General features: G+C 68.9%; 22 protein-coding genes and 1 tRNA gene. 9 read left to right on the top strand and 14 right to left on the bottom strand.

The annotated features are described in order from the left end of the window. Positions 1-7: 7 nt before the first annotated feature. Positions 8-301 carry a hypothetical protein gene (locus HNO83_RS15115; protein WP_175338354.1) on the bottom strand — a complete coding sequence of 98 codons (294 nt, stop codon included), beginning with the start codon at positions 299-301 and terminating at the stop codon, positions 8-10. Positions 302-499: 198 nt separating this feature from the next. Between HNO83_RS15115 and HNO83_RS15110 the strand changes: the two genes are divergently transcribed. Then, positions 500-1,660, top strand: coding sequence for a site-specific integrase (locus HNO83_RS15110; protein ID WP_175338353.1), 1,161 nt, complete (start codon positions 500-502; stop codon positions 1,658-1,660). 12 nt (positions 1,661-1,672) lie between these two features. On the opposite strand, the gene HNO83_RS15105 is transcribed toward HNO83_RS15110, so the two are convergent. The 6 genes from HNO83_RS15105 to HNO83_RS15080 all read right to left on the bottom strand — a co-directional run bounded on the left by HNO83_RS15105 (position 1,673) and on the right by HNO83_RS15080 (position 9,460). Beyond that, complete coding sequence (locus HNO83_RS15105; RefSeq protein WP_217499108.1) at positions 1,673-3,673, bottom strand: nuclease-related domain-containing DEAD/DEAH box helicase; 2,001 nt, start codon at positions 3,671-3,673, stop codon at positions 1,673-1,675. A gap of 339 nt (positions 3,674-4,012) precedes the next feature. Next, positions 4,013-6,232 carry a GmrSD restriction endonuclease domain-containing protein gene (locus HNO83_RS15100; RefSeq protein ID WP_175338351.1) on the bottom strand — a complete coding sequence of 740 codons (2,220 nt, stop codon included), beginning with the start codon at positions 6,230-6,232 and terminating at the stop codon, positions 4,013-4,015. 410 nt (positions 6,233-6,642) lie between these two features. Continuing rightward, positions 6,643-6,714 (bottom strand) — tRNA-Arg (locus HNO83_RS15095). Between the two features lie 31 nt (positions 6,715-6,745). After that, on the bottom strand, positions 6,746-7,261 hold the full coding sequence (locus tag HNO83_RS15090) for an HNH endonuclease (protein ID WP_175338350.1): 516 nt from the start codon (positions 7,259-7,261) through the stop codon (positions 6,746-6,748). Between the two features lie 395 nt (positions 7,262-7,656). After that, positions 7,657-8,544, bottom strand: a complete 888-nt coding sequence (locus HNO83_RS15085; protein WP_175338349.1) for a C40 family peptidase — start codon at positions 8,542-8,544, stop codon at positions 7,657-7,659. A gap of 223 nt (positions 8,545-8,767) precedes the next feature. Next, positions 8,768-9,460 (bottom strand): iron-dependent transcriptional repressor DtxR, encoded by a 693-nt coding sequence (locus HNO83_RS15080; protein WP_175338348.1) that lies wholly within the window; start codon positions 9,458-9,460, stop codon positions 8,768-8,770. A 131-nt stretch (positions 9,461-9,591) separates the two neighbouring features. On the opposite strand from HNO83_RS15080, the gene serC reads away from it, so the two are divergent. Both serC and HNO83_RS15070 read left to right on the top strand, forming a co-directional pair. After that, positions 9,592-10,707 carry a phosphoserine transaminase gene (gene serC / locus HNO83_RS15075; RefSeq protein WP_175338347.1) on the top strand — a complete coding sequence of 372 codons (1,116 nt, stop codon included), beginning with the start codon at positions 9,592-9,594 and terminating at the stop codon, positions 10,705-10,707. A gap of 8 nt (positions 10,708-10,715) precedes the next feature. Then, entirely contained in the window at positions 10,716-10,940 is a 225-nt protein-coding gene (locus tag HNO83_RS15070) for a DUF2530 domain-containing protein (protein ID WP_175338346.1), read from the top strand. 21 nt (positions 10,941-10,961) lie between these two features. Here the strand turns inward: HNO83_RS15070 and HNO83_RS15065 are convergent, their stop codons facing one another. Beyond that, positions 10,962-11,648 carry a DUF3027 domain-containing protein gene (locus tag HNO83_RS15065; RefSeq protein ID WP_175338345.1) on the bottom strand — a complete coding sequence of 229 codons (687 nt, stop codon included), beginning with the start codon at positions 11,646-11,648 and terminating at the stop codon, positions 10,962-10,964. Continuing rightward, the gene (locus tag HNO83_RS15060) at positions 11,641-12,021 is read right to left on the bottom strand and encodes a cold-shock protein (protein WP_175338344.1); all 381 of its coding nucleotides are present in this window, start codon (positions 12,019-12,021) and stop codon (positions 11,641-11,643) included. Before HNO83_RS15060 ends, HNO83_RS15065 begins: the two co-directional genes overlap by 8 nt. A 56-nt stretch (positions 12,022-12,077) precedes the next feature. Between HNO83_RS15060 and HNO83_RS15055 the strand changes: the two genes are divergently transcribed. From HNO83_RS15055 to HNO83_RS15040, 4 genes are all read left to right on the top strand, one after another. After that, positions 12,078-12,380, top strand: coding sequence for a hypothetical protein (locus HNO83_RS15055; protein ID WP_175338343.1), 303 nt, complete (start codon positions 12,078-12,080; stop codon positions 12,378-12,380). Between the two features lie 23 nt (positions 12,381-12,403). Further along, entirely contained in the window at positions 12,404-14,275 is a 1,872-nt protein-coding gene (locus HNO83_RS15050) for a helicase-associated domain-containing protein (RefSeq protein ID WP_175338342.1), read from the top strand. A gap of 112 nt (positions 14,276-14,387) precedes the next feature. Beyond that, complete coding sequence (locus HNO83_RS15045; RefSeq protein WP_175338341.1) at positions 14,388-14,804, top strand: hypothetical protein; 417 nt, start codon at positions 14,388-14,390, stop codon at positions 14,802-14,804. A 37-nt stretch (positions 14,805-14,841) separates the two neighbouring features. Next, the gene (locus HNO83_RS15040; protein WP_175338340.1) at positions 14,842-16,485 is read left to right on the top strand and encodes a DNA repair helicase XPB; all 1,644 of its coding nucleotides are present in this window, start codon (positions 14,842-14,844) and stop codon (positions 16,483-16,485) included. Positions 16,486-16,701: 216 nt separating this feature from the next. Here HNO83_RS15040 and HNO83_RS15035 read toward each other — a convergent pair whose 3' ends face one another. Genes HNO83_RS15035 through HNO83_RS15020 form a run of 4 tightly spaced genes read right to left on the bottom strand, consistent with a single transcriptional unit; the run spans position 16,702 to position 20,451 of the window. Then, on the bottom strand, positions 16,702-17,577 hold the full coding sequence (locus tag HNO83_RS15035) for an aminoglycoside phosphotransferase family protein (protein ID WP_175338339.1): 876 nt from the start codon (positions 17,575-17,577) through the stop codon (positions 16,702-16,704). Then, a complete protein-coding gene (locus HNO83_RS15030; RefSeq protein WP_175338338.1) occupies positions 17,564-18,325 on the bottom strand; it encodes a pyrimidine reductase family protein in 762 nt (253 codons plus the stop codon). The genes HNO83_RS15035 and HNO83_RS15030 overlap by 14 nt, the downstream gene beginning before the upstream one ends. Beyond that, the gene (folP, locus tag HNO83_RS15025; RefSeq protein ID WP_175338337.1) at positions 18,318-19,277 is read right to left on the bottom strand and encodes a dihydropteroate synthase; all 960 of its coding nucleotides are present in this window, start codon (positions 19,275-19,277) and stop codon (positions 18,318-18,320) included. The genes HNO83_RS15030 and folP overlap by 8 nt, the downstream gene beginning before the upstream one ends. Beyond that, positions 19,231-20,451: an NAD(P)/FAD-dependent oxidoreductase gene (locus HNO83_RS15020; protein ID WP_175338336.1), complete on the bottom strand. Its 1,221-nt coding sequence runs from the start codon at positions 20,449-20,451 to the stop codon at positions 19,231-19,233. Before HNO83_RS15020 ends, folP begins: the two co-directional genes overlap by 47 nt. 104 nt (positions 20,452-20,555) lie before the next feature. Here HNO83_RS15020 and HNO83_RS15015 point away from each other — a divergent pair, with 104 nt between their 5' ends. Beyond that, positions 20,556-21,248 (top strand): response regulator transcription factor, encoded by a 693-nt coding sequence (locus tag HNO83_RS15015; RefSeq protein WP_018191755.1) that lies wholly within the window; start codon positions 20,556-20,558, stop codon positions 21,246-21,248. A 60-nt stretch (positions 21,249-21,308) separates the two neighbouring features. Further along, the gene (locus HNO83_RS15010; RefSeq protein ID WP_175338334.1) at positions 21,309-23,009 is read left to right on the top strand and encodes a sensor histidine kinase; all 1,701 of its coding nucleotides are present in this window, start codon (positions 21,309-21,311) and stop codon (positions 23,007-23,009) included. Positions 23,010-23,049: 40 nt separating this feature from the next. On the opposite strand, the gene HNO83_RS15005 is transcribed toward HNO83_RS15010, so the two are convergent. Beyond that, the gene (locus tag HNO83_RS15005) at positions 23,050-23,985 is read right to left on the bottom strand and encodes a hypothetical protein (protein WP_175338333.1); all 936 of its coding nucleotides are present in this window, start codon (positions 23,983-23,985) and stop codon (positions 23,050-23,052) included. Positions 23,986-24,092 lie beyond the last annotated feature (107 nt).

The following is a 24,092-nucleotide window of genomic DNA, read 5'->3' as shown; positions in this document are numbered from 1 at the left end:
GACAGCGCTAGCCGCCAATACCAACCGCGCACAACTCTCGGCCGACCAGATTTACCCCATCCAACGTGCCGCCTTCAGGATCGAAGCCGAAGATTGCGATGCCCAGGGCGTCAGCTCTGTCGACCGCTTGCGGGAGAGCTCCTGCGCGAATGAAGATCAAGCCCCGGCGCCCGTCTGCAGCGACAACCAGCGCAGCTCGCTCCACGGCCTCCAATCCGAGGTTCCCTCGCTTGTTTTCAACCCAGCCAAGATAGCCGGAGGCATACAGGTCGCAGGACTGGCGCGACTCACCCTTCGCCACGACTGCGTCTGTGGCACCGAGGAAGCACATCCAATCTCTGCACAACTCGACTGCCTCATCGTCTGTCGCTCCGCGCGGTCTTGGTTCAGGCGTCACTCTCACACGTCCAGAGTGCACCCATCGTCGGATAACCGACGAGCTAGCTTGCCTGCATCAACGCAAGCCGACGTCGTCGGTGGCTCGAGTTAGGTTCTGGAAGTGGGAAGCATCGACGCATACGAGTCGGCCAAGGGCCGGCGCTATCGCGTGCGCTGGCGCGACCCCGAACACCAACAGCGTGAGAAGCGCGGGTTTCGTACCAAGCGCGAAGCAGAGCTGTACAACGCTACGGTCGAAGTGGCAATGGCAAGAGGAACCTACTTCGAGGCATCCCAGTCGAAGATCACCGTCGGTGAGCTCGCCTCGGAGTGGCTCGCCAACAAGGAGCAAGCCCTTAAGCCCTCAAGCTTCTCGCCCATTCGCATTGCATGGCGCGTGTACGTCGAGCCGCGCTGGGCGGCGACTCCGATCGGCGCGATCCGGCCGTCGGCCGTCGAGAAGTGGATCCGCGAGCTAAGCCAAGGCAAGGCTGTCACGGTTCGGGTCCGCGAAGGTAACGCCGGTAAGCCACGATCGGCCGGCGTCGTTCTCCGCGCGGTAGGGATCCTCGCGGGCATCCTCGACGTTGCTGTGCGCGACGGCAGGATTCCAGCGAACCCCGCTCGCGGCGCGAGCAACCTTCCGCGCAAGGGAACCAAGAAGCGTCGCCGATACCTGACCAACGAGGAAGTCTTCCGATTCGCACACGCCGTGCCCGACGACATGCGAAGCGTCCTCGTCCTGACTCTCGCCTACACCGGCATCCGGTGGGGTGAAGCTGTCGCGCTCACGGTCAACGACATCGACCTGGAACGTTGCCGTCTCGCCATCCACCAAACCGCTACAGAAGTGGACGGGCTCATCCACGTGGGGCCGCCGAAGAGTTGGGAGGCCCGTTCGGTACCGTTCCCAGCGTTCCTTGCGCCTCGTCTCGAGGCGCTGATCGCCGGAAAGAAGCGTAGCGACCTCGTATTCCCTGCCCGCGCCGGCGGCTACCTCGCTCGACCAGACACCGCCCTGAACCGGCAATCCTGGTGGCTGACCGCGCTGCGCGATGCCGGACTTGAGCACATGACGCCGCACGACCTCAAGCACACCGCCGCTAGCCTGGCCGTCAGCGCCGGTGCGAACGTCAAAGCCCTTCAGCGCATGCTCGGTCACAAGTCGGCCGCGATGACGCTGGACACCTACGCCGATCTCTTCGAGGACGATCTAGGGTCTGTCGCTGATCGGCTTAACGAACGCGTGATCGCCGAGAGCGGAGGCAGCCTCTGGACTTAGCGCGGCACGGACCTATGGACAAACACCAACCCAGAGCCCATCTCGTGCCCGAGTCATCCCCACGTACAGCTCTCGCCGATGGATCGTGGCGGTCTCGTCGTCGCGGTCGACGGAATCGAGCAGCGAGGGGGGAACTCGCGGCAGAAGAACATGCTTGAATTCGAGACCTTTCGCACGCTTGATCGTGCCAACCTTCACCGCGTCGACCGGTATTCCCGCATACTTCGTCAGCTCAAGGACGGGGACACCCGCCGAGCTAAGAGCTCGAATTGCGTCTCGGACCCCTTGGTTCGTGAGGCACAGCACGCCCACGTCGCCGGGCGGGCATTCCAAACCGGCGAAGTAGGCGATCAGGTGCTTGTCGTGGGTCGCTCGATCGGCGAAGCGCTGGGAGATTGGCTCGGGGCCTGACCTCGGCACATCGTCGAATGCGTCTCGACCGAGGATGTCGCCTTCGATGTCAGTGAACTCGTCGCCGTCGACCAGTGCCGCGGCAAAGTCAACAATCTCCTTCGTGTTCCGGTAATTGGTCGACATCACGACTCCCCGGCCCGCGATCGAAACGCCCGCTTCGGTTAGAGAGAATCCACCCGGGTAGATGGTCTGCTGTCCATCCCCGATAAGCGTGAGCCCATCTGGCTTGTCTCCGACGAGCAGGTACAACATGCGCACCATCGCACAGGTCAGGTCTTGGGCCTCGTCGATGATCACGCCGCCATATTCGGTGATTGGTTGGGAACGCAGCGAAGCTTCGGCCCGCAGAATCACATCATCGAAGTCGTGGATTTTCCGTTCTCGAAGCTCTTCCTCGTAAGCCAGAAAGAGTTTCCATACTTCACGTCGCTGATCGACGTTCAGCGGCCGGCGGCGTCCCGTCCGGACCAGGTCCGCGTACTGCTCGAAGCGCCACAGTCCGCGCCCTTTGATCACGTAACTGATTTCGTCTTGCCAGTAGTGCGGATTCGAATCGACGCCGGCGAGTGGGCCGCCGGCGGCCACACTTAGCCAGGCTGATGAGAACGCCAAGGCGGCCTCCGAGCCGTCAAGGTTGACCCGGATGCCGCGCTGCTTGAGTAGACGCAGCGCGAACGCATGGACTCCGACGAACTCAACGTTGTCCGCAGCGTCAGGCGCGAGCCGGGCCAGGAGATTACTCAGCACGTCCGGCAACGTTCGAACGAACGACGTAACCAAAACCTTGGACCGCTGTGACCGTGCCAGATAGGCGGCCCGATGAAGACCTACCACCGTCTTGCCTGTACCAGCAGCACCCCGGATGCGCGCTGGACCATTGAAACCGCGTCTCACGAGCTTTGCCTGACTCGGGTGCAAGAAAGCCATCCACTCCTCGATCGGCTCAGCCATCAGACCCGCGAGAAGGATGTCCGTCACTTCCTCGATCTCCAGCAGCGGCTCCGGCTCTGACTCCACCAGGACTGGCTCAGGGACGCTAGTGTCCAACCCCGCGGGCGACGAGCTCAGGACCGGGAAGTGGTTGAGCGCCGCGCTGAGGACAGCATTGACCTGCACATCCGTCAGACGTCGCCCATACGAATTGATGTAGGTTGCGGCCTGTCGTTCACCAACCACGACGGCACCACCCACCTCTGTCGGCGGCATGCGGCGACCAGCCAGCACTACAACGACGTGCACTTCCCCGGGCGCCAAACCCAGTTCCGCCATGACCGCTTCGGTCCCATAGCCGACGTCAGCTAAAGCACCCAGGTCGTCCGTCACGTCCGCTTGACCTCGGAAGATGCGACCGGCCGCGATCTCCACGTCCGCCCACGCTTTCGTGTCGACGATGAACAGGCCGCCAGGCCCAACGAGCACATGATCAATCTGGGCGCGAGACCGGGAGCCAGGCCATCCTCGGTCGTGAAGAAAGGAGTAGCCAGCCGCAGAGAGTGGCGCCAAGCTGCCGGCGACTTGCCGTTCGGTTCGGTGCGCAATCATCCAGCGCTCCGCGGCTTCTCGAGCCTCTGCAGCAAGTCGGTCGTGCTCGGCCGCCAAGGCGCTGAGTCTTCGCCCTTCTTCACCGGCGGAATGTCCTGCCGATCCCAAAACGCACCCCCAAGCGGCCTGTCGCAGATCTCGGTACCCAGTCTCCCTGCCGCGTGAGTAGTGCCGATACGCCCATTAGGAGGGACTCGGAACGGTCAGCCCCTGTGTTGGCGCACGGAGCAGACGACGTTGAGGATCAAGAGGATCGGGCAAACGTGCCCCGGAACGCCTGTAAGCCAGGGAGCAGCATTGGCGTGCTCGCCCATCCAAGGAAAGTCGCATTCGCTCGAACGGCGGATGAGGCGTCTGCTCTGCAGCTCGATTCTTGCGTCCGACCGGATGGGAACCCTACAGCCGAAGCGCGTCGCCGACGCTCTCAGAAACCGCTAGTTCTTCCTCAATCTCCTCGGACTCTTCCTCGACTTCTTCGCCGAGGCTCAAGCGATACTCATCACGAATCTGCCACAGCGACCTCCCCGTCTCCCGCACTTTCCAGAACCGCCAGCCGTTAATTCCCCCTTTGTAGAGCCCCTCGCTGTTCACCGCGACTGCCGCGGCGCTGGGAGTATCGAAGCCCTGCTCTCCGACAAAGATGCGCCCGTCGATGCCGACTGCTGCTGTCGTGCCTGCGAGAACTGCCGGTCGGGCGATGAGGAGGGCCCCCGGTTCGATCAGCCCCGCTGAGACCAAGACGGCAACATCAACGTCCCCGGCCGCTGCCGCGGCCGGAGCCTCGGCTACCCGAGCCGCCAAGCCAACGTGCCCAGGAGGCGTGGGCCAAATCTCGAGAATCGCTTCGGTCAGCTTTGCCGTGCGCTCCGCGATCAGGTCCTCGTCCCATCCGTCCGCGTGATTCTGGATCACGTCGTTGGTAATGAGCACGTCGTTGTACTGCTGAAAGTGCGCGAGCTTTGTTTCCCACGCGCCGTTCGACACTTTGGAGTTCAGTTTCTGCGTGACGAGAGTCAGGTTTCCCAGTTGTTGCAAGGCCCGATCCCTCGCGGCTTCTTTCGCCGGTCGCTCATCCGCCGTCGCAGCAAGCGGCCAATTCGCTCGCCACGCTTGGGGTAGAAGGTGCTCGATCGTTCCAACGCCGCGCGGCACCGGCCCCATCCCGAATGCCTTCCAATCTGGATAACCACGCCGATGGTCTTCTAGCGCTTCGAGGACCATGCGTAGACGAGCGCGTACGTATTTGTTGTAGGCCGGCGCAGTCCAGAGCGCGTGTGTCACTTCGCCGTCGTCCGGCCAATAACCCACAGGTGTCTTGTTCGACGCAAGATAGGCCTCGGTTTCAGCCGCCAGAGCATCATGCGGTTGCTTGCTCAGGTGCACCATGAGGTCAACGATGAACCTGTTGGAGCCCTGAGACGGCGCCTTAACGAGCGCCCGTCGCACGGACCAGCTTTCCAGCGATTTCAAAATGTTAGTCTTCTCGCCATCGGGGACGTCCGCTTGAGAGGACTCGTCGAGCCAGATCAGCAACGGTCTCATCACCTCGGAATCGAGTGTCCCCACTCGATAGGTGAACCACTGAGCACGGGTGAGCGTGCCGCTCTCTGCCTGCGAGCCTTCAACGAGGAAGCGGTAGCGATCGGCGGCGGCTTTCACCTCGGGAAGCAATGTCGCGAGCCCTATGCCAGAGTCGGCGATGTAGTCCTTGAACTGCGCGAAGAGCTCGCGAATGGGAAAGTCTTCAAGCAGCCTTGCACGAAGCCAGTGCCACAAAAACCATGAAGCACGCGGGTGCGTCACGCGACCCGCGGTGATCGGAGTAATCCACCACGGTGTCTCCAGCTCTGCCCAGTAGGCGAGGTAGGCCTGCTCCACCTCACTTTCGGAACCAGGATGGTTCTGGAAGACAAAGTTCTTGATGAGATCGGCGGCGCTTAGCGGCTCACCGCGAGCGTTCAGCGTTTCGAAGATCGCCTGCGCATCCTCGGTCGCGTCGAGGCGGATACTCACAATCTCGAGCTGGCCGGACACTGCATCAACGAGCAGCTTTCCACGCACCTCAACGTTGCCCTCTCTTCCGAGCCATTCCTCGATCGCCGAGCTGAAGTATTCGTGCGCCTCGGCTAGACGCGATGGAACTACAGCCGAGTAGTCGACCGGGACGGGTGCGCTCATCACTGACTCGAAGCCGGCGCGATCGTGATTTGTCGGCCAAACCTTGAACCGATCCTCGGACTTCTTGTGGAACGCTGCTGGGTTCACGATGAGGGGCTCGATCTGCGCAGCCAGCATAGGCATTCCCTTTGCCTCCAGCTGCGAGTGCAGCGCATCGAGCAGAATCTGCAGTGTCGTAAGCCTTTGCTGACCGTCAATCACACTCCACTCGGGCATGGCCCCGAGCGTGGACGGCAGCTGCTGAACTACAAAAGCGCCCAAGAAGTGGGTGGCCGTGGGATTCTTCGTCTCGAGAACTTCGGCGAGCCGCGCAATGTCTTCCCATAACGGCTGCCACTGGCGGTCACGGGACCATACGTAGGGACGCTGGAAGAGAGGCACGACCATTCGGGAGGGTTGATAAAAGACTTCCCGCGGGTTCACTTTGTCAGGCTTCATGCCCTGCTCCTTTGCGTTAGCGTCCATGTCCCGAATAGCGACTGACTCTCGTCTGTGACTTCGGGCATCACAAGGTCTCACCAGCACGTGTTGGAGACAGAAAGAACATACCGGTTTTGCTGAGAATGGCCGGCGCGAGGGCCTCCAACAAAGTCCCGGTTAGGGTTTCGCCAAAGGCAATCCCAGCCCGGCGATCCAAACGCCAGGCAAACGACCGCACGAAAGCGGCCCTTTCTAGGGGCCACGGACATGTGATGCCAAACGTTGCACGGTCATCTCCGCGACGCTCTTAGAGTTTCTTAGAGTTTTTCGGCGGCCCTGTGGGCAAATTGTGGGCAAATCGTGGATAGTGAGTGTTATTTATCGGTCGAAATGCGCCTCTGACCAGCACTTTTACTGTCGACCGAAAGTGCCCCTGGAGGGACTCGAACCCCCAACCGTTTCCTTAGGACGGAACTGCTCTTCCATTGAGCTACAGAGGCTGGCCCCGCAAGTCTAGCGAACGGCCACGCGCTAACCGGCCAGCTGCAGCTCGTGGCGGCGCCAGGGCTCGGTGAACTCCTCCCAGTTGGGGTCGTTCCAGCGCATGCTGATCAGGGACGCCATGTTGAGGTGCGGCTCCTTCAGTTCGAAGGGGAGCTTCCAGCCGAGGTCGGCGAGCAGGCGGTCCGACTTGACGTTGTTGCAGCGGAAGCACGCGATGACGACGTTGTCCCAGGTGTGCGTGCCGCCGCGGGCGCGCGGGATGACGTGGTCGAGGGTGTCGCCGTACTTGCCGCAGTAGGCGCAGACGTGGCCGTAGCGCTCCAGGGCCGACTTGCGGGTCAGCGGGATACGGCGGTGCGGGACCTTGATGAACTGGTTCAGGAGCACGACGCTCGGCGCATCCAGCACCAGGGACCGGCTGTGCAGCTGCGCACCGCTGCCGGCGATCGTGGATGCTTTGCCGGCCAGCACGAGCATGACCGCCCGCCGCGTCGAGATGACGCCGAGGGGTTCGTAGCTGGCGTTGAGAACCAGAGTCTTCATGGGCGACCTTCCGGGAAAAGGCGGGAGCGGGCTGAAGGGCAAACAAAAAGGGCACTGTCCGTGCGGACAGCGCCCAAGGAGGAGGCGGCATGGTGGCGGCACGCCACATGGTGGCGGTGGCAGGCCTCGACGTGGTGACGGCAGGCGAGGAAGTCTCCCCAGCGGGAGAGCTCGATGCTCGATCCCGGTCGGAGGCCGCGCTCGTCCCACCCGGTCGCACTCAGCGACCCGGCGGAACGCGTTCCGGCCATCGGATCCTCCGATCAGCAACTGCGGTGACGCAGCGTCAGAACGCCAGGGTAACCCAGAAACGGCGCGCCACCTATTCGTGGCACGCCGTTCCGGTGCTGTGGTGCTGAATGTTCACCGGCTCGACGCCGGTTCGACAACCTCGCTCAGATGCCGAGGCGGACGATGTAGTAGTCGCTGGTCCAGATGGGGCGGATGGACACCGACTTGCCCTCGGTGGGCGCGTCCAGGATGTTGCCGTTGCCGGCGTAGAAGCCGTCGTGGCCCGACATGATGACCAGGTCGCCCGGCTGGGCGTCCGCGATCGAGATGCGCTTGCCCGCCGCGGCCTGGCCGGAGACGGAGTGCGGCAGCGAGATGCCGAACTGGGCGTAGACGTACATCACGTAGCCGGAGCAGTCGAAACCGGCCGGGCTGGAGCCGCCGTAGACGTAGGGGGTGCCGATGTACTGCTGCGCGACCGAGAACACCTGCGAGAGGCTGAAGTTCGGGTACGGCGGGTTGGCGAGGAAGTCGGAGACGGACGGGCCGGAGGACGACTTGCTGGCGTAGCTGGTGAGCTGGATGGCGGCCTGGCGGCGGGCGGCCTCGGCTGCTGCGGCGGCGGCAGCGGCTGCCTTCTGGGCGTTGAGCTGCTCCTCGCTGGTGGCCGACGCGGCGTCACGGGTGACCGCGGAGGAGGCGACACCGCCCACCTCGACGGTCTGCGACTGGGCCTTCTTCATGGAGTCGGCGGCGCTCGGGCCGAAAGCGGCGTTCTCGGCGCTGTCCGGGTTGAAGGCGAAGGCGGGGAGCGACATGGTCGCGATGAGCCCGGTGGCGACGGTGATGACGCCGGCGTTCAGGATCCAGCCGCCCTTGCGCTTCTTCTTCGACTGCGCGGCGGTCGAGCCGGTCGCGGTGGAGACCGCGGTCGGACGCGACGCAGCGCGCGCGACGCGACGCGAGACGGCGGGGGAAGACGAGATGTCCGTGGTGCTCTGGTCCGGGTTCGTACGGTCCTTGTCGGGACCGGGCGTGCTCGACAGTGCCAAAGTGTGACCTCCAGCGCTCCGGCAGCACTAGGGATGCTGCCCCCGTCCCAAGCTGGGTGGCTTCGGCTTCACGGATCGCGAGACGGGTCATAGGGGGGTGGAGCGTCACGATCCGGGGTCCTGATGGGCCGGCTTCTGACCCGTTCGGACTCGTTAGAGCCTAGGGGAAGCGCCGCCGTTTGTCACACGTTTCGGCCGCTTTTTAACGAATCGGTAACGGCGATCAGGCGTCGACGAAGATGTGCGCGGCCAGCTCGTTGGGCAGTTCGAGGCCGGGCTCGAAGCCGTCGATCTGCACGGCGACATAGGAGCCGGCGGGAGAGAAAGTGCCGGTCGAACCGGGAAAAACGCCCGCCTGCTTGAGCTGCAGCAGGAGCTCGGGGTCGACCTGCGCGGGCTCCCCCAGACGGCGGATCCTGGCAGTCACCCCGGAATCGTTGCCGCGGACGACATCGACGAGGTTGACGAGGCTCTCGGTGGACACGGAGGAGTCGGGCGCGCCCAGCTCGCCGAGACCCGGGATCGGGTTGCCGTAGGGCGACTCGGTCGGGTGGCCGAGCATGGTCAGCAGCTTGCGCTCCACCTGCTCGCTCATCACGTGCTCCCAGCGGCAGGCCTCTTCGTGGACGTACTCCCACTCCAGCTCGATGACGTCGCTCAGCAGACGCTCGGCGAGGCGGTGCTTGCGCATGACGTGGACGGCCTTGCGGCGGCCCTCGTCGGTCAGCTCGAGGTGGCGGTCGCCGGAGACGACGACCAGGCCGTCGCGCTCCATGCGGCCCACGGTCTGCGAGACGGTCGGGCCGGAGTGCCCCAGCCGCTCGGAGATGCGCGCGCGCAGGGGGACGATGTTGTCCTCCTCCAGCTCCAGGATGGTGCGAAGGTACATCTCGGTCGTATCGATCAGATCGGTCATTACCCCTCCACATGACGGCGCGCGAGTGCCGCATCTCAGCCTACTTGGTGCCGCCGACGGCAGCGGGCAGGCGGCCACCGCCAGTGCACGACCCGCCATTCGGAGCGTTCAACAGCCAATACACTTCCTTTATGCCGGACGTCACGATCCCCTCTGAGCTGCTGCCCGCCGACGGTCGATTCGGATGCGGACCCTCCAAGGTCCGCCCGGAGCAGGTCGCCTACCTCGCCGGCCCCGGCGCCGAGCTGCTCGGCACCTCCCACCGCCAGGCGCCGGTGAAGAACCTGGTCGGCCGCGTGCGCGAGGGCCTGGGCGAGCTGTTCCGCCTGCCCGACGGCTACGAGGTCGTCATCGGCAACGGCGGGTCGACCGCGTTCTGGGACGCCGCCGCGTTCGGGCTGATCGAGAAGCGCAGCGAGAACCTGGTGTTCGGCGAGTTCGGCGGCAAGTTCGCCAAGGCGGCGACGACCCCGTGGCTGGAGGCCCCGCACGTGCTGGAGGCCCCGGGCGGGTCGCGCAGCGAGGTCGAGGTCGTGCCGGGCATCGACGTCTACGCCTGGCCGCACAACGAGACCTCGACGGGCGTGATGGCCCCGGTGCGCCGCGTCCACGGCGACGACGGCGCTCTGACCGTGATCGACGCCACGAGCGCCGCGGGCGGGGTGGACCTCGACGTGAGCGAGGCGGACGTCTACTACTTCGCGCCGCAGAAGAACTTCGCCTCCGACGGCGGGCTGTGGCTGGCGCTCTTCTCCCCCGCCGCCCTGGAGCGGGTCGAGCGCATCGCGGCGAGCGGGCGCTACATCCCCGAGTTCCTGAGCCTGAAGAACGCGGTCGACAACTCCCGCCTCAACCAGACGCTCAACACCCCGGCGATCGCGACGCTCGTGCTGCTGGAGAACCAGCTCGAGTGGATGAACGGCAACGGCGGCCTCGCCTGGGCCGACGCCCGCACGCGCGAATCGTCGGGCGCGCTGTACTCGTGGGCTGAGAGCGTCGAGTACGCGACCCCGTTCGTGGCCGACCCGGCGCACCGCTCGCAGGTGGTCGTCACGATCGACTTCGAGACCCGTGTGGATGCGGCGGCCGTCGCGAAGACCCTCCGCGCCAACGGCGTGGTCGACACGGAGCCCTACCGGAAGCTCGGACGCAACCAGCTGCGCGTCGCCACCTTCACGGCCATCGAGCCGGCGGATGTGCGGGCGCTGATCGGCTGCATCGAGTACGTGGTCGAGCGGCTGGGCTGAGCGAAGCCATGCGCCTGTGGTTGCGCGACGACGAGCGCCGGCCCGACCCGGTCCCCGCGAAGACGGACGACCGGCGGGCGGTGCTCGTCGGCCTCGTGCTGTGGGCGGTCGCCCTGATCGTCGTGCTCGCCGTCGGCGGCGGCGGGACCACCGCGATGTGGACCGTGGTGGTCGGGCTGGCGCTCGGCGCGCTCGGGATGGGCTACCTGACGGTCACACGCCGGCGACGGTGACCGCGCAACGGCGGTGAGGGGTCACTCCTCCTCGTCGGAGTCGTCGTCCTCATCCGCGTCGTCGCCGTCCGCGTCGGCGAGCGCCGCCGCCTCCTCGGCCTCCAGGTCGAGGTCGGAGTCCACATCGGTCTCCTCGTCGAATTCGACATCCACACTGTCGATGTCGACGCCGTCCAGGTCGTCGTCGGCGTGCAGATCATGCACGTCGTCGTCCTCGACGTCGTCGTCCTCGTCCTCAGCCTCGTCGCCGTCCTCAGCGGTCTCGCCCGCCTGTGCCGCGAGCGCCTCCTGGGCGGCCTGGTACTCGGCGAGCCGCTCCGACCACGGCACCCAGTCGGGCGCGAGCAGGGAGCCGTCGCCGGGCATCAGCTCGGCCTCCAGCACGGTCGGCTCCTCGTCGTCGCCGGTGCGGCCGACGGTGACGGTCCAGCGCCAGTCCGGGTAGCCGGGCAGCAGGCTCGCGAACAGCAGCGACACGACGCCCGGCGCCTCCACGACGTGGCCGAGGGGCTCGCCGATCGTGCGCTCCGGCGTGATCTCGGCGAGCGCCTGCCGCGCCAGCGGAACGGCGGCCACCAGCTCGGGATCGGCGACCAGCTCGACCTCGGGCTCGGCAGCCTCCCGAGCCTCGACACCCTCCGCGGGCGCGTCCGTCGGCCCGGCCGGCGTCTCCGCCGCCGGGTCGACCTCGTCGCCGAGCTCAGGCATCCAGGTCGTCCGCGACCTTGCGCAGCACGGCCGCGATCTTCGCGCCGTGCGCCTTGTCCGGGTACTTGCCGCGGCGCAGGTTGGCGCCGATGCCGTCGAGCAGCTTCACGAGGTCTTCGACGATGATCGCCATGTCGTCGGCCGACTTGCGCTTCAGCTTGACGAGGCTCGGCGGGGCGTCGAGCACGCGAACGGACAGCGCCTGGGCGCCGCGCTTGCCGTCGGCGATGCCGAACTCCAGACGGGTCCCCGATTTCACGACGGCGCCGGCGGGAAGGGCCGAGGCGTGCAGGAAGACTTCCTGGCCGTCATCGGAGCTGATGAAGCCGAAGCCTTTCTCCTCGTCGTAGAACTTGACCTTGCCGGTTGGCATGGGAACCTCACTTCGCATGGGGGATCGAATGACCAGCCTCAATTATCCTTGATTTCGTGACCCAGCAGACCCCGCCGCCGGCATCGCGGCTCCAGCGCATCCTGTCGTACATCGTCGCGGCGCTCGTCATCGTCTCCCTGGTCTGCATCGCGGCCATCCTGATCGGCACCGCGGCGGGCCAATTCGCGCAGCAGGGCTCGGGGCAGGGCATCTGGCCGACGGTCTTCTTCTTCCCGCTCGTGGCCCTGCCGATCGCCTTCGTGCTGATCATCGTGCTGCTGATCGTGAGCGCTGTGCGGAACAGGGCGGCCAACCGGTCCGGCGACTCTCGGCCCGGCGACTCCAAGGGCCGGCGCTAGCCGCGATCGCGGCGGTCCGCGCGATGACGACCACCCTCGCTCTCGCAGCCCGGCTGCGGGAGCTGGACGACGCCGCACTCGTCGGCGCGCTGCACCGCCGCGCCTACCGGCGGACGGGGGTCTCCGACTTCTTCGACCTCGCCGACGCGCTGCTGGACGCGGACTCGGTGCAGCGCGCGCTCGTGCCGCTGGACCGGCCGAGGCTCGCCACGGTTGTCGTGCTGGGCCGGGCGCCAGAGCCGCTGAGCGCCGAGGAGGTCGCCGCACGCCTCGCCGCCGAACCGGCCACGGCCGGGATCGCGGTCGACGCGGTGACCGCTGCCCTGGAGGACCTCACCGGACTGCTGCTCGCGCAGCCCGCCGACGGCGACCCCCGGCGCTTCGCGGTCTACGACGCGGTCACCGCCCAGCTGGACGCGTGGGCCGACCTCGGCATCCCCTCCCCCGACGAGCTGCTGCGCACCGCGCCGCCGCCCGCGCTGGCGCCGGTGCCCGACACCGAGCGGCGGTTCACCGACCGGCTGGCGGCCGAGCGCGCGTTCGAGGCGGTCACCGCGGTGTCCGAGCTGCTCGCCGAGCTCGCCAGGGAGGGCGCACGACGGCTGCAGAAGGGCGGTGTCGCCCTGCCTGCGATCAAGCGTCTCGCCGAGGCGATGTCGGTCGACGCCGAGCTGGTGCCGGTCGCGCTCTCCGCGGCCGAGCGCGCCGGCCTCGCGGCGGTGGACGACGGGATGTGGCTGCCGACCGACCGCGCCGCCTCCTGGTCGCACGCCCCGACGCCGGAGCGCTGGCGCGCGCTCGCCACGGCGTGGCTGGAGGCGCTGCCGGACGACGTCCGGTCGCTGCTCGCCCTCCGCAGCCGGGCCGCGTGGGGAGAGAGCCTGCGCGAGCACGTCGCGTGGCTCCATCCCGCGGCGGTCGAGGAGGCGCAGGAGCGGGTGGACGCGCACACCCGGCTGGCCGACTGGCTCGGGATCACGGCGCACCAGGCGCCCAGCACCGCCGGGGCCGCCCTGGTCGAGCAGGGGCCGGAGGCGGCGGCCGCGGCGATGGCGGAGCTGTTCCCGGCCGAGGTGGACCGCGTCTACCTGCAGCACGACCTGACCATCGTCTCCCCCGGGCCGCTGGCGCCGGAGGTGGAGACGCGGCTGCGCGGCATCGCGGACCTCGAGTCGCGCGCCCTGGCGTCGACGTTCCGCCTCTCGGCCGCGTCGGTGGACCGGGCGCTGACGGCGGGCGAGACGGCCGACGGGATCCGGGAGTTCCTCTCCTCGATCTCGCTCACCGGCCTCCCCCAGCCGCTCGACTACCTCGTCACCGACGCGGCGGAGCGGCACGGGCGGGTGCGCGTCCGCGAGGCGGAGGGGACCGACGGCGCGCGGTCGGCCGTGCGGTCGGCGGACGGGACGCTGCTGCGCACCATCCAGGTGGACCAGGCGCTCGGCTCGCTGAGGCTCTCGCAGGGCGGCGACGGCGAGCTGCTCAGCCGGTTCCCGCGGGATGTGGTGTTCTGGGCGCTCAGCGACGCCCGCTATCCCGTGGTCGCGGAGGATGCGGGGGGCCGCGAGGTGATCCTGCGCCGCCAGCGCGTCGCCCGGGCGCGGGCCGAAGCCGTCGAGGACCGCGACGCGGAGCTGGTGGCGCGCCTGCGCACAGCGGAGGAGGAGGCGGGCGACGACACCGGCGAGCGCTGGCTGGCGCGCCAGCTCGACCTCGCGGTGCGGTCGCGGTCGCCGATCGTGATCGAGGTGGCGATGCCGGACGGCCGCGTGGTCGACTACCTGCTCGAACCGACCGGGGTCGGCGGGGGCCGGCTGCGCGGGCGGGACCGGGCGGCCGACATCGAGCGGACGCTGCCGCTGTCGAGCGTGCGCGGGGTGCGTCCGGCGCCCTGATCGACCGCCGGGCGAGGGCTCCGAAAGGTATGCCAGCATTCTCTCTGCCGCTCCCTTCCGCCGCCCTGCCGGGGCGGAATAGCTTGTCCAGGTCGGAGAGAGACGGGGGCCCGTGGACGAGTACGTGCTGGACATCGCGGGCTACTCCGCGGCGAGTTCCTGGGGCTACGACGAGCGGGACGACGTGCTGTTCGCCACGGTCGTGCCCGACGCGGATCCCACCGCTCCTCCGCTGGAGATCGTCGCGGTGACGATCGATCAACTGCTCGACCGGCTCGACCTGGCCACGGGGTCGCGCCACGGCGTCGCCCGGATGGTGCTGGCACTCAGCCGCACCGAGGTTGGCGGCTCCGCCCGCGTCTGGCTCGCGGCGCGCGTCCGGCTGTTCACCGATCGCGCCCTGATCGCCGAGGCGTCGCGCTCCGACGTGCCGTGGCTCGCCGCCGAGGGGCGCAACCATCCGCTGCTCGAGACGCCGCTCGACGCGATGCCGTCGTGCCCGCTGTGCGGAGCGGTCCCCACACCCTGAGCAGGGAGCACACCGTCAGGGCGTAGGCTGGTGAGCTATGTCCGATGGCCCCCTGATCGTCCAGAGCGACCGCACCGTGCTGCTCGAGGTGGCGCACCCGGCCGCAGAGGACGCCCGCCACGACCTCGCCGTCTTCGCCGAGCTGGAGCGGGCGCCCGAGCACATCCACACCTACCGGATCACCCGGCTCGGCCTGTGGAACGCGCGGGCCGCCGGCCACACCGCGGAGGACATGCTCGGGACGCTGGAGCGGTACTCGAAGTTCCCCATCCCGCAGACCGTCTCGGTGGATGTGAGCGAGACCGTCGCCCGCTACGGCCGGCTGGTCATCGAACGCGACGACGAGGGGACGCTGCTGCTGCGCTCCACCGACCTCGCCGTGCTGACCGAGGTCGCGAGCGCGAAGCGGATCTCCCCGCTGCTGCTGGAGCGCCGTGACGACGAGACCTTCGTCGTGGAGGCGTGGGCGCGCGGGCAGCTGAAGCAGGAGCTGGTCAAGCTCGGCTGGCCGGCGGAGGACCTGGCGGGCTACACGCCCGGCACCCCGCACGACATCGGGCTGCAGGAGGACGACTGGGCGCTGCGCGACTACCAGCGCAAGGCGATCACGAACTTCTTCGACGGCGGCTCGGGCGTCGTCGTGCTCCCCTGCGGCGCGGGCAAGACCCTGGTCGGCGCGGGCGCGATGGCGACCGCGAAGACGACGACGCTCATCCTGGTCACCAACACCGTCTCGGCCCGGCAGTGGCGCGACGAGCTGCTGAAGCGCACGACGCTGACCGCGGAGGAGATCGGCGAGTACTCGGGGCAGGTGAAGGAGGTCAAGCCGGTCACGATCGCGACCTACCAGATCCTGACGGCCAAGCGGAAGGGCGAGTACGCGCACCTGGCGCTGCTCGACGCACTCGACTGGGGACTCGTGGTCTACGACGAGGTCCACCTGCTCCCGGCGCCGGTGTTCAAGCTGACGGCCGAGCTGCAGGCCCGCCGTCGGCTCGGGCTGACCGCGACGCTGGTGCGCGAGGACGGCCGCGAGGGCGACGTGTTCAGCCTGATCGGCCCGAAGCGCTTCGACGCGCCGTGGAAGGAGATCGAGGCCCAGGGCTTCATCTCCCCCGCCGCATGCTACGAGGTGCGCGTCGACCTGCCGGCCTCGGAGCGGCTCAGCTACGCGGCCGCACCGGACGACGAGCGCTACCGTCTGGCCGCGACGGCCCCCGCGAAGCTCGACATCGTGCGGCAGCTGGTGGCGCGGCACGAGGGGGAGCGCATCCTGATCATCGGGCAGTACCTCGACCAGATCGACGAGCTGGCGGAGGCGCTGGATGCTCCGCAGCTGACCGGCGCGACGCCGGTCGACGAGCGCGAGCGGCTGTTCCAGGAGTTCCGGGACGGCCGGACGAAGGTGCTCGTGGTCAGCAAGGTCGCGAACTTCTCGGTCGACCTGCCCGAGGCGACGGTCGCCATCCAGGTCTCCGGGTCGTACGGCAGCCGGCAGGAGGAGGCCCAGCGCCTCGGACGGCTGCTGCGCCCGAAGGAGTCGGGCCTGTCGGCGAACTTCTACACGCTTGTCGCACGCGACACGGTCGACCAGGACTTCGCGCAGAACCGCCAGCGCTTCCTCGCCGAGCAGGGCTACTCGTACACGATCCTCGACGCGCACGCGCTCGAGGCCGCGTAGCGCTTCGCGCGGTTCGTGACGAATCGCAACCGTTCGTGACGAATCGCGCCCGTTCGTGACCAACGCTGCCCTGCGGGCGCCGCGCGTGCGCGGACCGTCGCGTGCGACGAGCGCGGGGTTCGTCACGAATCACGCCCGTTCGTGACGAATCGCGCCAGTTCGTGACGAGTCATGCCGGGGCGGGCGCGGCGCGGCAGGCGCGTAACGGCGCGCGCGTCAGGGGGTGAGGATGCGCGCGAGGGTGGCGCGCGCCTCGGCGTCGGCCGGGCGGTCGCGCACGGTGATCGCCGACTTCCAGAGCGCCCAGCCGCGGGCGCGCGACCACGTCGGCCCGTCGAGGCCGGCGGCCGCGACGAACGCGTGCCGGGCCTCCCCCTCGAACATCGTCCAGGCCGGGACCAGGTCGCAGGCGGCGTCCCCGACGCCCGAAGTTCCGAAGTCGATCACGGCGGACAGCGCGCCCGACGCATCCAGCAGCAGGTTGCCCGGCGCCACGTCGCCGTGGAACCACACCGGCTCGCCCTGCCACAGAGATGCGCTCGCCTCCTCCCAGAGCGCCCGCGCGCGACCGCGCCACGGCTCGTCGAGCAGCGCGAACGCCGCGAGCGCCTCCTCCTCGTAGACGGCGGGTGACGCCCCGCGGAAGAAGTTGTGCGTCCCGGGCCTCGGCGCTCCCGCCGTCGGCGCGGCGCGCAGCGCGACCAGGAACCGGCCGATGGCGTCGGCGAGCTCCGCATCCCGCGACACGTCGCCGGCGAGCACTACCGGCGTGCCCGGCAGCCAGCGGTAGACCGACCAGGGGAACGGGTACCCCTCCCCCGGCTCGCCCTGCGCCACGGGCTGCGGGATCGCCGCCGGCAGGAGGTCGGCCAGCCGCGGCAGCCAGCGCTGCTCCTTCGCGACCTGCTCGACGTACCCCTCGGCGCTCGGCAGCCGGACGCTCAGCGCCTCCCCGAGACGGAAGGTGCGGTTGTCCCACCCATCGTGGTCGACGGGCCGGATGGGCAGCTCCCGCCACTGCGGGAACTGCGCGTCGACGAGCCGCCGCACCAGCGCGGCGTCGATCTCCGGGCGCAGCTCAGCCGCGCACATACCGCAGCAGCAGCGTGTCGTCTCCCGCCAGGGTGTGGGCGAGCCGCAGCCCGAGCGGTGCGATCGGAGCGGCGCCGGTCGCAATGCGCGGCGACGTGCCGCCTTCGAGGCGGGGGCTGACCGTCAGGCACAGCTCGTCGACCGCGCGCGCCGCGATCAGGTCGGCGAACAGGTGCGGGCCCCCCTCGCAGTGGATGCGCGTCAGCCCGCGCTCGTGCAGCACCGCGAGCCCGCGCTCGGCCTGCACGCGCTCCCGGCCGCAGATCACGACGTCCGCGACGTCGCTGAGCGCCTCCCGCGCTTCCGGACGCGACAGCTCGGTCGTCAGCACGAGCGGGCGCTCCGGGGCGTCCTGGAAGATGCTGCTGCGCGGGTCGAGGTCGAGTCCGGCCGAGACGATCGCGAAGACCGGATGCGCGGTCATGCCGGCGCCGCTGCGCGCCCGCGCCGACGCCGCATCCACCCGCATGGCCCCGTAGCCCTCGGCGCGCACGGTCCCGGCGCCGACCAGCACGACGTCGCACAGCCGGCGGAGGATCTCGAACACCCGGGCGTCGACGTCGTTCGACAGGCCTCCGGAGAGGCCCTGGTGAGTTGCCGCGCCGTCCACACTGGTGACGAAGTTCACCCGCAGCCACGGGTCGCCCGCGCCCTCGCGGTACAGCGCCGCGATCTCCTCGTCGGCCAGGCCGGTCTGCGAGGGCAGCGGCGACAGCCGGTGGATGGCGGGGACCGCAGGGTCAGTCATTCACGTCTCCCATGTTGTGCTTGAGGTAGGCCGGCGCACGGAGGCCGAGCACCGCCTCCGTCATCCGCATGGCGGCCACCGAGGCGCGCACGTCGTGCATCCGCACGATACGCGCACCGTTCATCACGCTGATGACCGCGGCCGCGAGCGACCCCTCCAGCCGCTCGGAGCGCGGGGCGTCGAGGGTCTCGCCGATGAAGTCCTTGTTCGAGACGGCGGCGAGGGTCGGGAACCCGAGGTCGGCGATCTCGGACAGCCTGCGGGTCAGCTCCAGCGAGTGCAGCGTGTTCTTGTTCAGGTCGTGGCCGGGGTCCAGGATGATGCGCTCCTCCGGCACGCCGGCCGCCAGCGCGCGCTCCACCCGCTCCAGCAGGAACCGCGACACGTCGGCGACGACGTCGTCGTAGTGCGGGCGCGGGTACGGCCGCCGCGGCTCCGCCAGGCTGTGCGTGATGACGAGGGTCGCGTCGCTGTCGGCGACGACCGGCGCGAGCTCCGGGTCGCTGAGCCCGGTGGTGTCGTTGATGACGGTCGCGCCCGCAGCGATCGCGTGCCGGGCGACGGTCGAGTGGAAGGTGTCCACCGAGATGACGACGTCGGAGCCGGCCCGCAGCGCCCCGACGACCGGGACCACCCGCTCCACCTCCTCCTCGACCGGGACGGGCTCCCCCGGTGCGAAGGGCGCTCCGCCGATGTCGACCCAGTCGGCGCCGAGCGCGACCGCCTTGAAGCAGGCGTCCACGGCACGGTCGAAGGCGTAGGTCCGGCCCTGGTCGAAGAAGGAGTCGGGCGTGCGGTTGACGACGGCCATCACCGCCACCCGGCGGGAGAAGTCGAAGGTGCGGGCGCCGATGGTCCGCACCGGGACGCGCAGCGGAGGGAGGTACGGCTCCGCGCTCCGCGCCTCAGACGGCGGCAAGGTCGACGCTCTGGTCGGCGAGCCGGTCGGCATCCACCCGTTCACCGCCTCGGATGAGGCGCTGGATGTCGTCCTGCACGTCCCAGACGTTCACGTTCATGCCGGCGACGACGCGGTCGTTGCGCAGCCAGAACGCGATGAACTCGCGCGCCTCCACGTCGCCCCGGTAGACGACGCGGCTGCCGGCGGCCAGCGGCGGGTAGCCCGAATACTCCATGCCCAGATCGTATTGGTCGGAGTAGAAGTACGGGATGTCGTCGTACGAGGCGCGCTCGCCGAGGATGGCGTGCGCGGCCACCGTGCCGCCGGCGATCGCGTTCGCCCAGTGCTCGTTGCGGTAGTGGCGACCGAGCGCGGGGAGGAACGGGTTGGCCACGTCGCCGACGGCGTACACGTCCTCGATGCTGGTCCGCATCCCCTTGTCGGTGAGCACGCCGTTCGAGAGGCGCACGCCGCTGCGCTCCGCCACCTGCGTGTTCGGCGTCGCGCCGACACCGGCCACGACCACGTCGGCGGGGACGCGCTCGCCCGAGTCGAGCACGACCACCTGCTCGGCGCCGCCGTCGACGCCGACGACCTTTGCACCATTGCGGACCGAGACGCCGTTGTCGCGGTGCAGCCGCTCGAACACCGCGCCGAGCTCCGGGCCGATCGCGGCGCTCAGCGGCACGGCTGCGCGGCCGAGCACGGTGACCTCGTTGCCGTAGCCGCGCGCCGCCGCGGCCACCTCGAGCCCGATCCAGCCCGATCCGACCACGACGACGCGGCGGCCGCCGACCTCGAGGGCGGCGCGCAGCCAGCTCGCGTCCTCGCGGGTGCGCAGCGGGAAGACGGCGCCGTGCCCGCTGCCCGGCACGCCCAGCGGCCGCGCGCTCGCACCCGTGGCCAGCACCAGGCTGTCGTACGTGATGCGCCCGCCGTCCGAGACGAACAGCTCGTGCGCTCCCGGGTCGAAGGAGCCCGCCGTGACGCCGGGCAGGAACTCGACGGCGTGCTCGGCGTACCAGTGCCCCGGATGGACGTCGGCGTCGTCGATGGACGCGTCGCCCTTCAGATACTCCTTCGACAGCGGCGGCCGGATGTAGGGACGGTGCTCCTCGGCGCCGAGCAGCAGGATCCGCCCCTCGAAGCCGCGCTCGCGCAGCTCGGTCGCGACGGTCGCACCGGCCAGGCCGGCGCCCGCGATGACGACGGTGGGATTCGACATGACCTCAGCATCCACTCTTCACACTGCGGGCGCCAGACCCGCGCACCCATCGCGCACCGACGGCTCACAGGTAGGACTCAGCCCACGCGCAGATAATGGTGCGCATGAACGCCGGACCCCGCATTCTCATCGTCGACGACGAGCCGAACATCCGCGATCTCCTCACCACCAGTCTCCGTTTCGCCGGGTTCGCCGTCCGGGCGGTCGGCAACGGGGCGCAGGCGATCTCCGCGGTCCTCGAAGAGGAGCCAGACCTCATCATCCTCGACGTCATGCTCCCCGACATGAACGGGTTCGGCGTCACCAAGCGGCTCCGCGGCGCCGGCTACACCGCGCCCATCCTCTTCCTCACGGCGAAGGACGACACGGAGGACAAGATCACCGGCCTCACGGTCGGCGGCGACGACTACGTGACCAAGCCGTTCAGCCTCGACGAGATCGTCGCCCGCATCAAGGCCATCCTGCGCCGCACGATGCAGGCCGACGAAGACGCGGTCATCCGCGCGGGCGAGCTGACGATGGACCAGGACACGCACGAGGTCTTCGTGGGCGACACCCCGATCGAGCTCTCGCCGACCGAGTTCAAGCTGCTGCGCTACCTGATGCTCAACCCCAACCGCGTGCTGTCGAAGGCGCAGATCCTCGACCACGTCTGGGAGTACGACTTCAACGGAGACGCCGGCATCGTCGAGTCGTACATCTCGTACCTGCGCCGCAAGGTGGATGCGCACTCCAGCGAGCCGCTCATCCAGACCAAGCGCGGGTTCGGCTACATGCTCAAGGCGGCCAAGGCCTGAGCCGGGTCACCGGGAGCACACATGCCCGGCTCAGCATCCCCCGCATAGACTGACGGCCTGATGCACTCACGCCTGCTCGACCGCTGGAACGCGATCTCCCTCCGCACGAAGATCACGGGCGTGACCGTGCTGATGCTGACGCTCGGGCTGCTCGTGACCGGCATCGGCACGATGTCGATGCTGAAGCCGGTGCTGCTCGACCAGCTGGATGCGCAGCTGTCGGCGGCGTCCGGGGCGTCGTACCTGAACACCTACCTGTTCAGCTCCTCGAAGGACGGCGACAAGATCGCGACCGACTCGAGCCCGTCCGACTACTTCGCGGCGCTGTACGACTCCAACGGCAAGCTGGTCACGTACAACTGGCAGAACATCCCGTACGCGCACCGCCCCGACATCCCGAAGACGCTGACGCTGCCCGAGGCCAAGGGCATGCTCGGGCCCTTCACGCTGCAGAGCAACGACGGCCGCACCACGTACCGTGCGCTCGCCACCACGCAGACGTTCGCCAACTCGGGCGAGCTGGCGACGGCGATCGTGGCGACCACCACCTCCCAGATCGACACGGTGATGGCGAGCTTCCTCGCGATCTTCCTCGGGTTCGGTGTGATCGTCGTCATCGTCGGCGCCGGCCTCACCCGCATGCTGGTGACGACGACGTTCGCCCCGCTGCGGGAGGTGGAGGAGACCGCGGCGGCCATCGCCGACGGCGACTTCAGCCAACGTCTCGGCGGCGCGACGCCGAACACCGAGGTGGGGCGGCTGAACCGTTCCCTCAACACCATGCTGAACCGCATCGACCGCGCGTTCAGCGATCGCGCGCGCACCATCGACCAGATGCGGCGCTTCGTCGGCGATGCGTCGCACGAGCTGCGCACACCTCTCGTCTCGGTGCGCGGCTACGCCGAGCTGTACCGGATGGGCGCGCTGCAGACTCCGGAGGACGTGGCGCAGGCCATGGACCGCATCGAGAAGGAGGCGATCCGCATGGGGACCCTCGTCGAGGACCTCCTGGAGCTCGCCCGCCTCGACGAGACCAAGCCGCTCGACCTCACGCGCGTCGACCTGGTGAAGATCGCCCAGGACGCCGCGATGGACACCATGGCCGGGGCGCCCGGCCGCGTCGTCACCGTGCTCACGCCCGAGCCGGTGCAGCGAGGGCGGGACGAGGAGCCGGAGCCCGGCGTCGACACCGTGCCCATGACGGTGCCCGACCTGAGTGGCCGGCCGTCGAACGCGACGGGGCCGATCGCCTTCGCCGGCTCGGCGCTCGCCCGGCTGCGACGCGGACGCAGCCGTCGCGGGTCCACCGGCACGCTGCCGATCAGCACGACCGAGAAGGTGGTGCTCGCGCAGCACCCGCCGACCGAGCCCGCCGTCGTGCTCGCGGAGGAGAACAAGCTCCGCCAAGTCGTCACCAACCTGATGGGGAACGCTCTGCGCTACACGCCGGAGGGCAGCCCGATCGAGATCGCCGTGCAGATCGACCACCGCAACGAGCGGGCGACCCTGGAGGTGCGGGACCACGGCGAGGGCATCCCGCCGCAGATGCGGGAGAAGATCTTCCAGCGCTTCTGGCGCGCCGACACGTCCCGCGCCCGGGAGACCGGCGGCAGCGGCCTGGGCCTGGCGATCGTGTCGTCGATCGTGGCCGCTCACAACGGCACCGTGGAGGTCGTCGACACCGAGGGCGGCGGCGCGACGTTCCGCGTGTCCCTGCCGCTGGCGGGCTCCCCCGCCGCCCCGAAGCCGCTCGCCCCGTAACGCCGCCGACGCCGCCCGTCTGGTTGACGGCGGCCGGTCGTCAGCCGAGCCAGGCGCTGTGCGTCAGAGCGGAGGCGAGGCCGACGCTGGCGGCCGAGTCGGAGGTGATGTAGGTGACCACGTCGATCCAGGACGAGCCGCTCAGCGTGTCCACGATGGTCCGCTGCGAATCGACCGACGGCTCGAACAGCGCGAAGGCACCGGCGGGGAGGGATGACGCGTCGACGGACCGGGCTTCCGGATGGTCCACGGCAGCCCGGTAGGTGGCGAGGAGCGACGGGTCGGCGTGATCCACGACGGTGATCCAGGTCTCCCAGGTGTCGCGATCGCCGCCGGAGAAGTACGCGCACGACGTGTACAGTCCCGCGCGCTGCAGCGCCTCGCCGAGGGAGAAGACGGGAGGGTTGGAGTGGACGACCCCCTTGCTCCCGAACGCAGCGGAGACCGCGCTGCGGACACGGTCGTCCTCGCACGACCGGGGCGCATGCATGGCCACCGGTGTCGGCTGGGGAAGAGAGCGGTAACGCGAGACGATCCCCTGCACGAACGTGTGGAAGGCTGCTTCGTCGAGGGGTGTCGTCGCGGCGTTCGCCTCGACGGACAGCCATGCGTCGCCGACCAGGACATCCGTGCTGCAGATCTGCTCGCACGAGCCGCCGCGGGACACGCCGCCGTCGTAGCCGGCGCCCGCGGACGGGGACAGTTCCGCCGCGAGAGTCTTCCACTCGTCGGCGAGTCCCGGGACGACACGGACGAAGACCCAGGGCGTTCCGGTCGATCCGACGAGTTCGTGGAGGCCGTTCTCACCCCAACCGCAGACGGCGCCGTTCGCGGCCAGTGCGGCCCACGAGGACTGCAGGAAACCCGACGGGAGGTGCTCGAAGCGCTGCGGCTCACCCGACCCGCCGACAAGGGCGACGGCCTGTTGCGGGGTCGCGAGCGCATCGCACGCCGGCGCGGCCGTTCGGACGGGCATGGGCGATGCCGAGCCGGTCGGCCGCCCCGTTGAACTGCTGCGCTGGGGATCGCCGGCCGCGACAGGTGCACAACCCGCGAGAGCCAGCGCGACGATGAGGATGGCGG

Source organism: Leifsonia sp. C5G2 (assembly GCF_013359685.1).
Lineage (GTDB): Bacteria > Actinomycetota > Actinomycetes > Actinomycetales > Microbacteriaceae > Leifsonia.
Note: the sequence above shows the minus strand (reverse complement) of the source record. Positions and strands in the feature narration are given on the sequence as shown.

Bases quoted from the DNA above. Each gene is read 5' to 3' on its own strand.
- HNO83_RS15100 (WP_175338351.1), bottom strand. From the start codon at position 6,232: ATGAAGCCTGACAAAGTGAACCCGCGGGAAGTCTTTTATCAACCCTCC.
- HNO83_RS15090 (WP_175338350.1), bottom strand. From the start codon at position 7,261: ATGAAGACTCTGGTTCTCAACGCCAGCTACGAACCCCTCGGCGTCATC.
- HNO83_RS15080 (WP_175338348.1), bottom strand. From the start codon at position 9,460: ATGACCGATCTGATCGATACGACCGAGATGTACCTTCGCACCATCCTG.
- serC (WP_175338347.1), top strand. From the start codon at position 9,592: ATGCCGGACGTCACGATCCCCTCTGAGCTGCTGCCCGCCGACGGTCGA.
- HNO83_RS15070 (WP_175338346.1), top strand. From the start codon at position 10,716: ATGCGCCTGTGGTTGCGCGACGACGAGCGCCGGCCCGACCCGGTCCCC.
- HNO83_RS15065 (WP_175338345.1), bottom strand. From the start codon at position 11,648: ATGCCTGAGCTCGGCGACGAGGTCGACCCGGCGGCGGAGACGCCGGCC.
- HNO83_RS15060 (WP_175338344.1), bottom strand. From the start codon at position 12,021: ATGCCAACCGGCAAGGTCAAGTTCTACGACGAGGAGAAAGGCTTCGGC.
- HNO83_RS15050 (WP_175338342.1), top strand. From the start codon at position 12,404: ATGACGACCACCCTCGCTCTCGCAGCCCGGCTGCGGGAGCTGGACGAC.
- HNO83_RS15040 (WP_175338340.1), top strand. From the start codon at position 14,842: ATGTCCGATGGCCCCCTGATCGTCCAGAGCGACCGCACCGTGCTGCTC.
- HNO83_RS15035 (WP_175338339.1), bottom strand. From the start codon at position 17,577: ATGTGCGCGGCTGAGCTGCGCCCGGAGATCGACGCCGCGCTGGTGCGG.
- HNO83_RS15030 (WP_175338338.1), bottom strand. From the start codon at position 18,325: ATGACTGACCCTGCGGTCCCCGCCATCCACCGGCTGTCGCCGCTGCCC.
- folP (WP_175338337.1), bottom strand. From the start codon at position 19,277: ATGCCGACCGGCTCGCCGACCAGAGCGTCGACCTTGCCGCCGTCTGAG.
- HNO83_RS15020 (WP_175338336.1), bottom strand. From the start codon at position 20,451: ATGTCGAATCCCACCGTCGTCATCGCGGGCGCCGGCCTGGCCGGTGCG.
- HNO83_RS15015 (WP_018191755.1), top strand. From the start codon at position 20,556: ATGAACGCCGGACCCCGCATTCTCATCGTCGACGACGAGCCGAACATC.
- HNO83_RS15010 (WP_175338334.1), top strand. From the start codon at position 21,309: ATGCACTCACGCCTGCTCGACCGCTGGAACGCGATCTCCCTCCGCACG.
- HNO83_RS15005 (WP_175338333.1), bottom strand. From the start codon at position 23,985: ATGCCCGTCCGAACGGCCGCGCCGGCGTGCGATGCGCTCGCGACCCCG.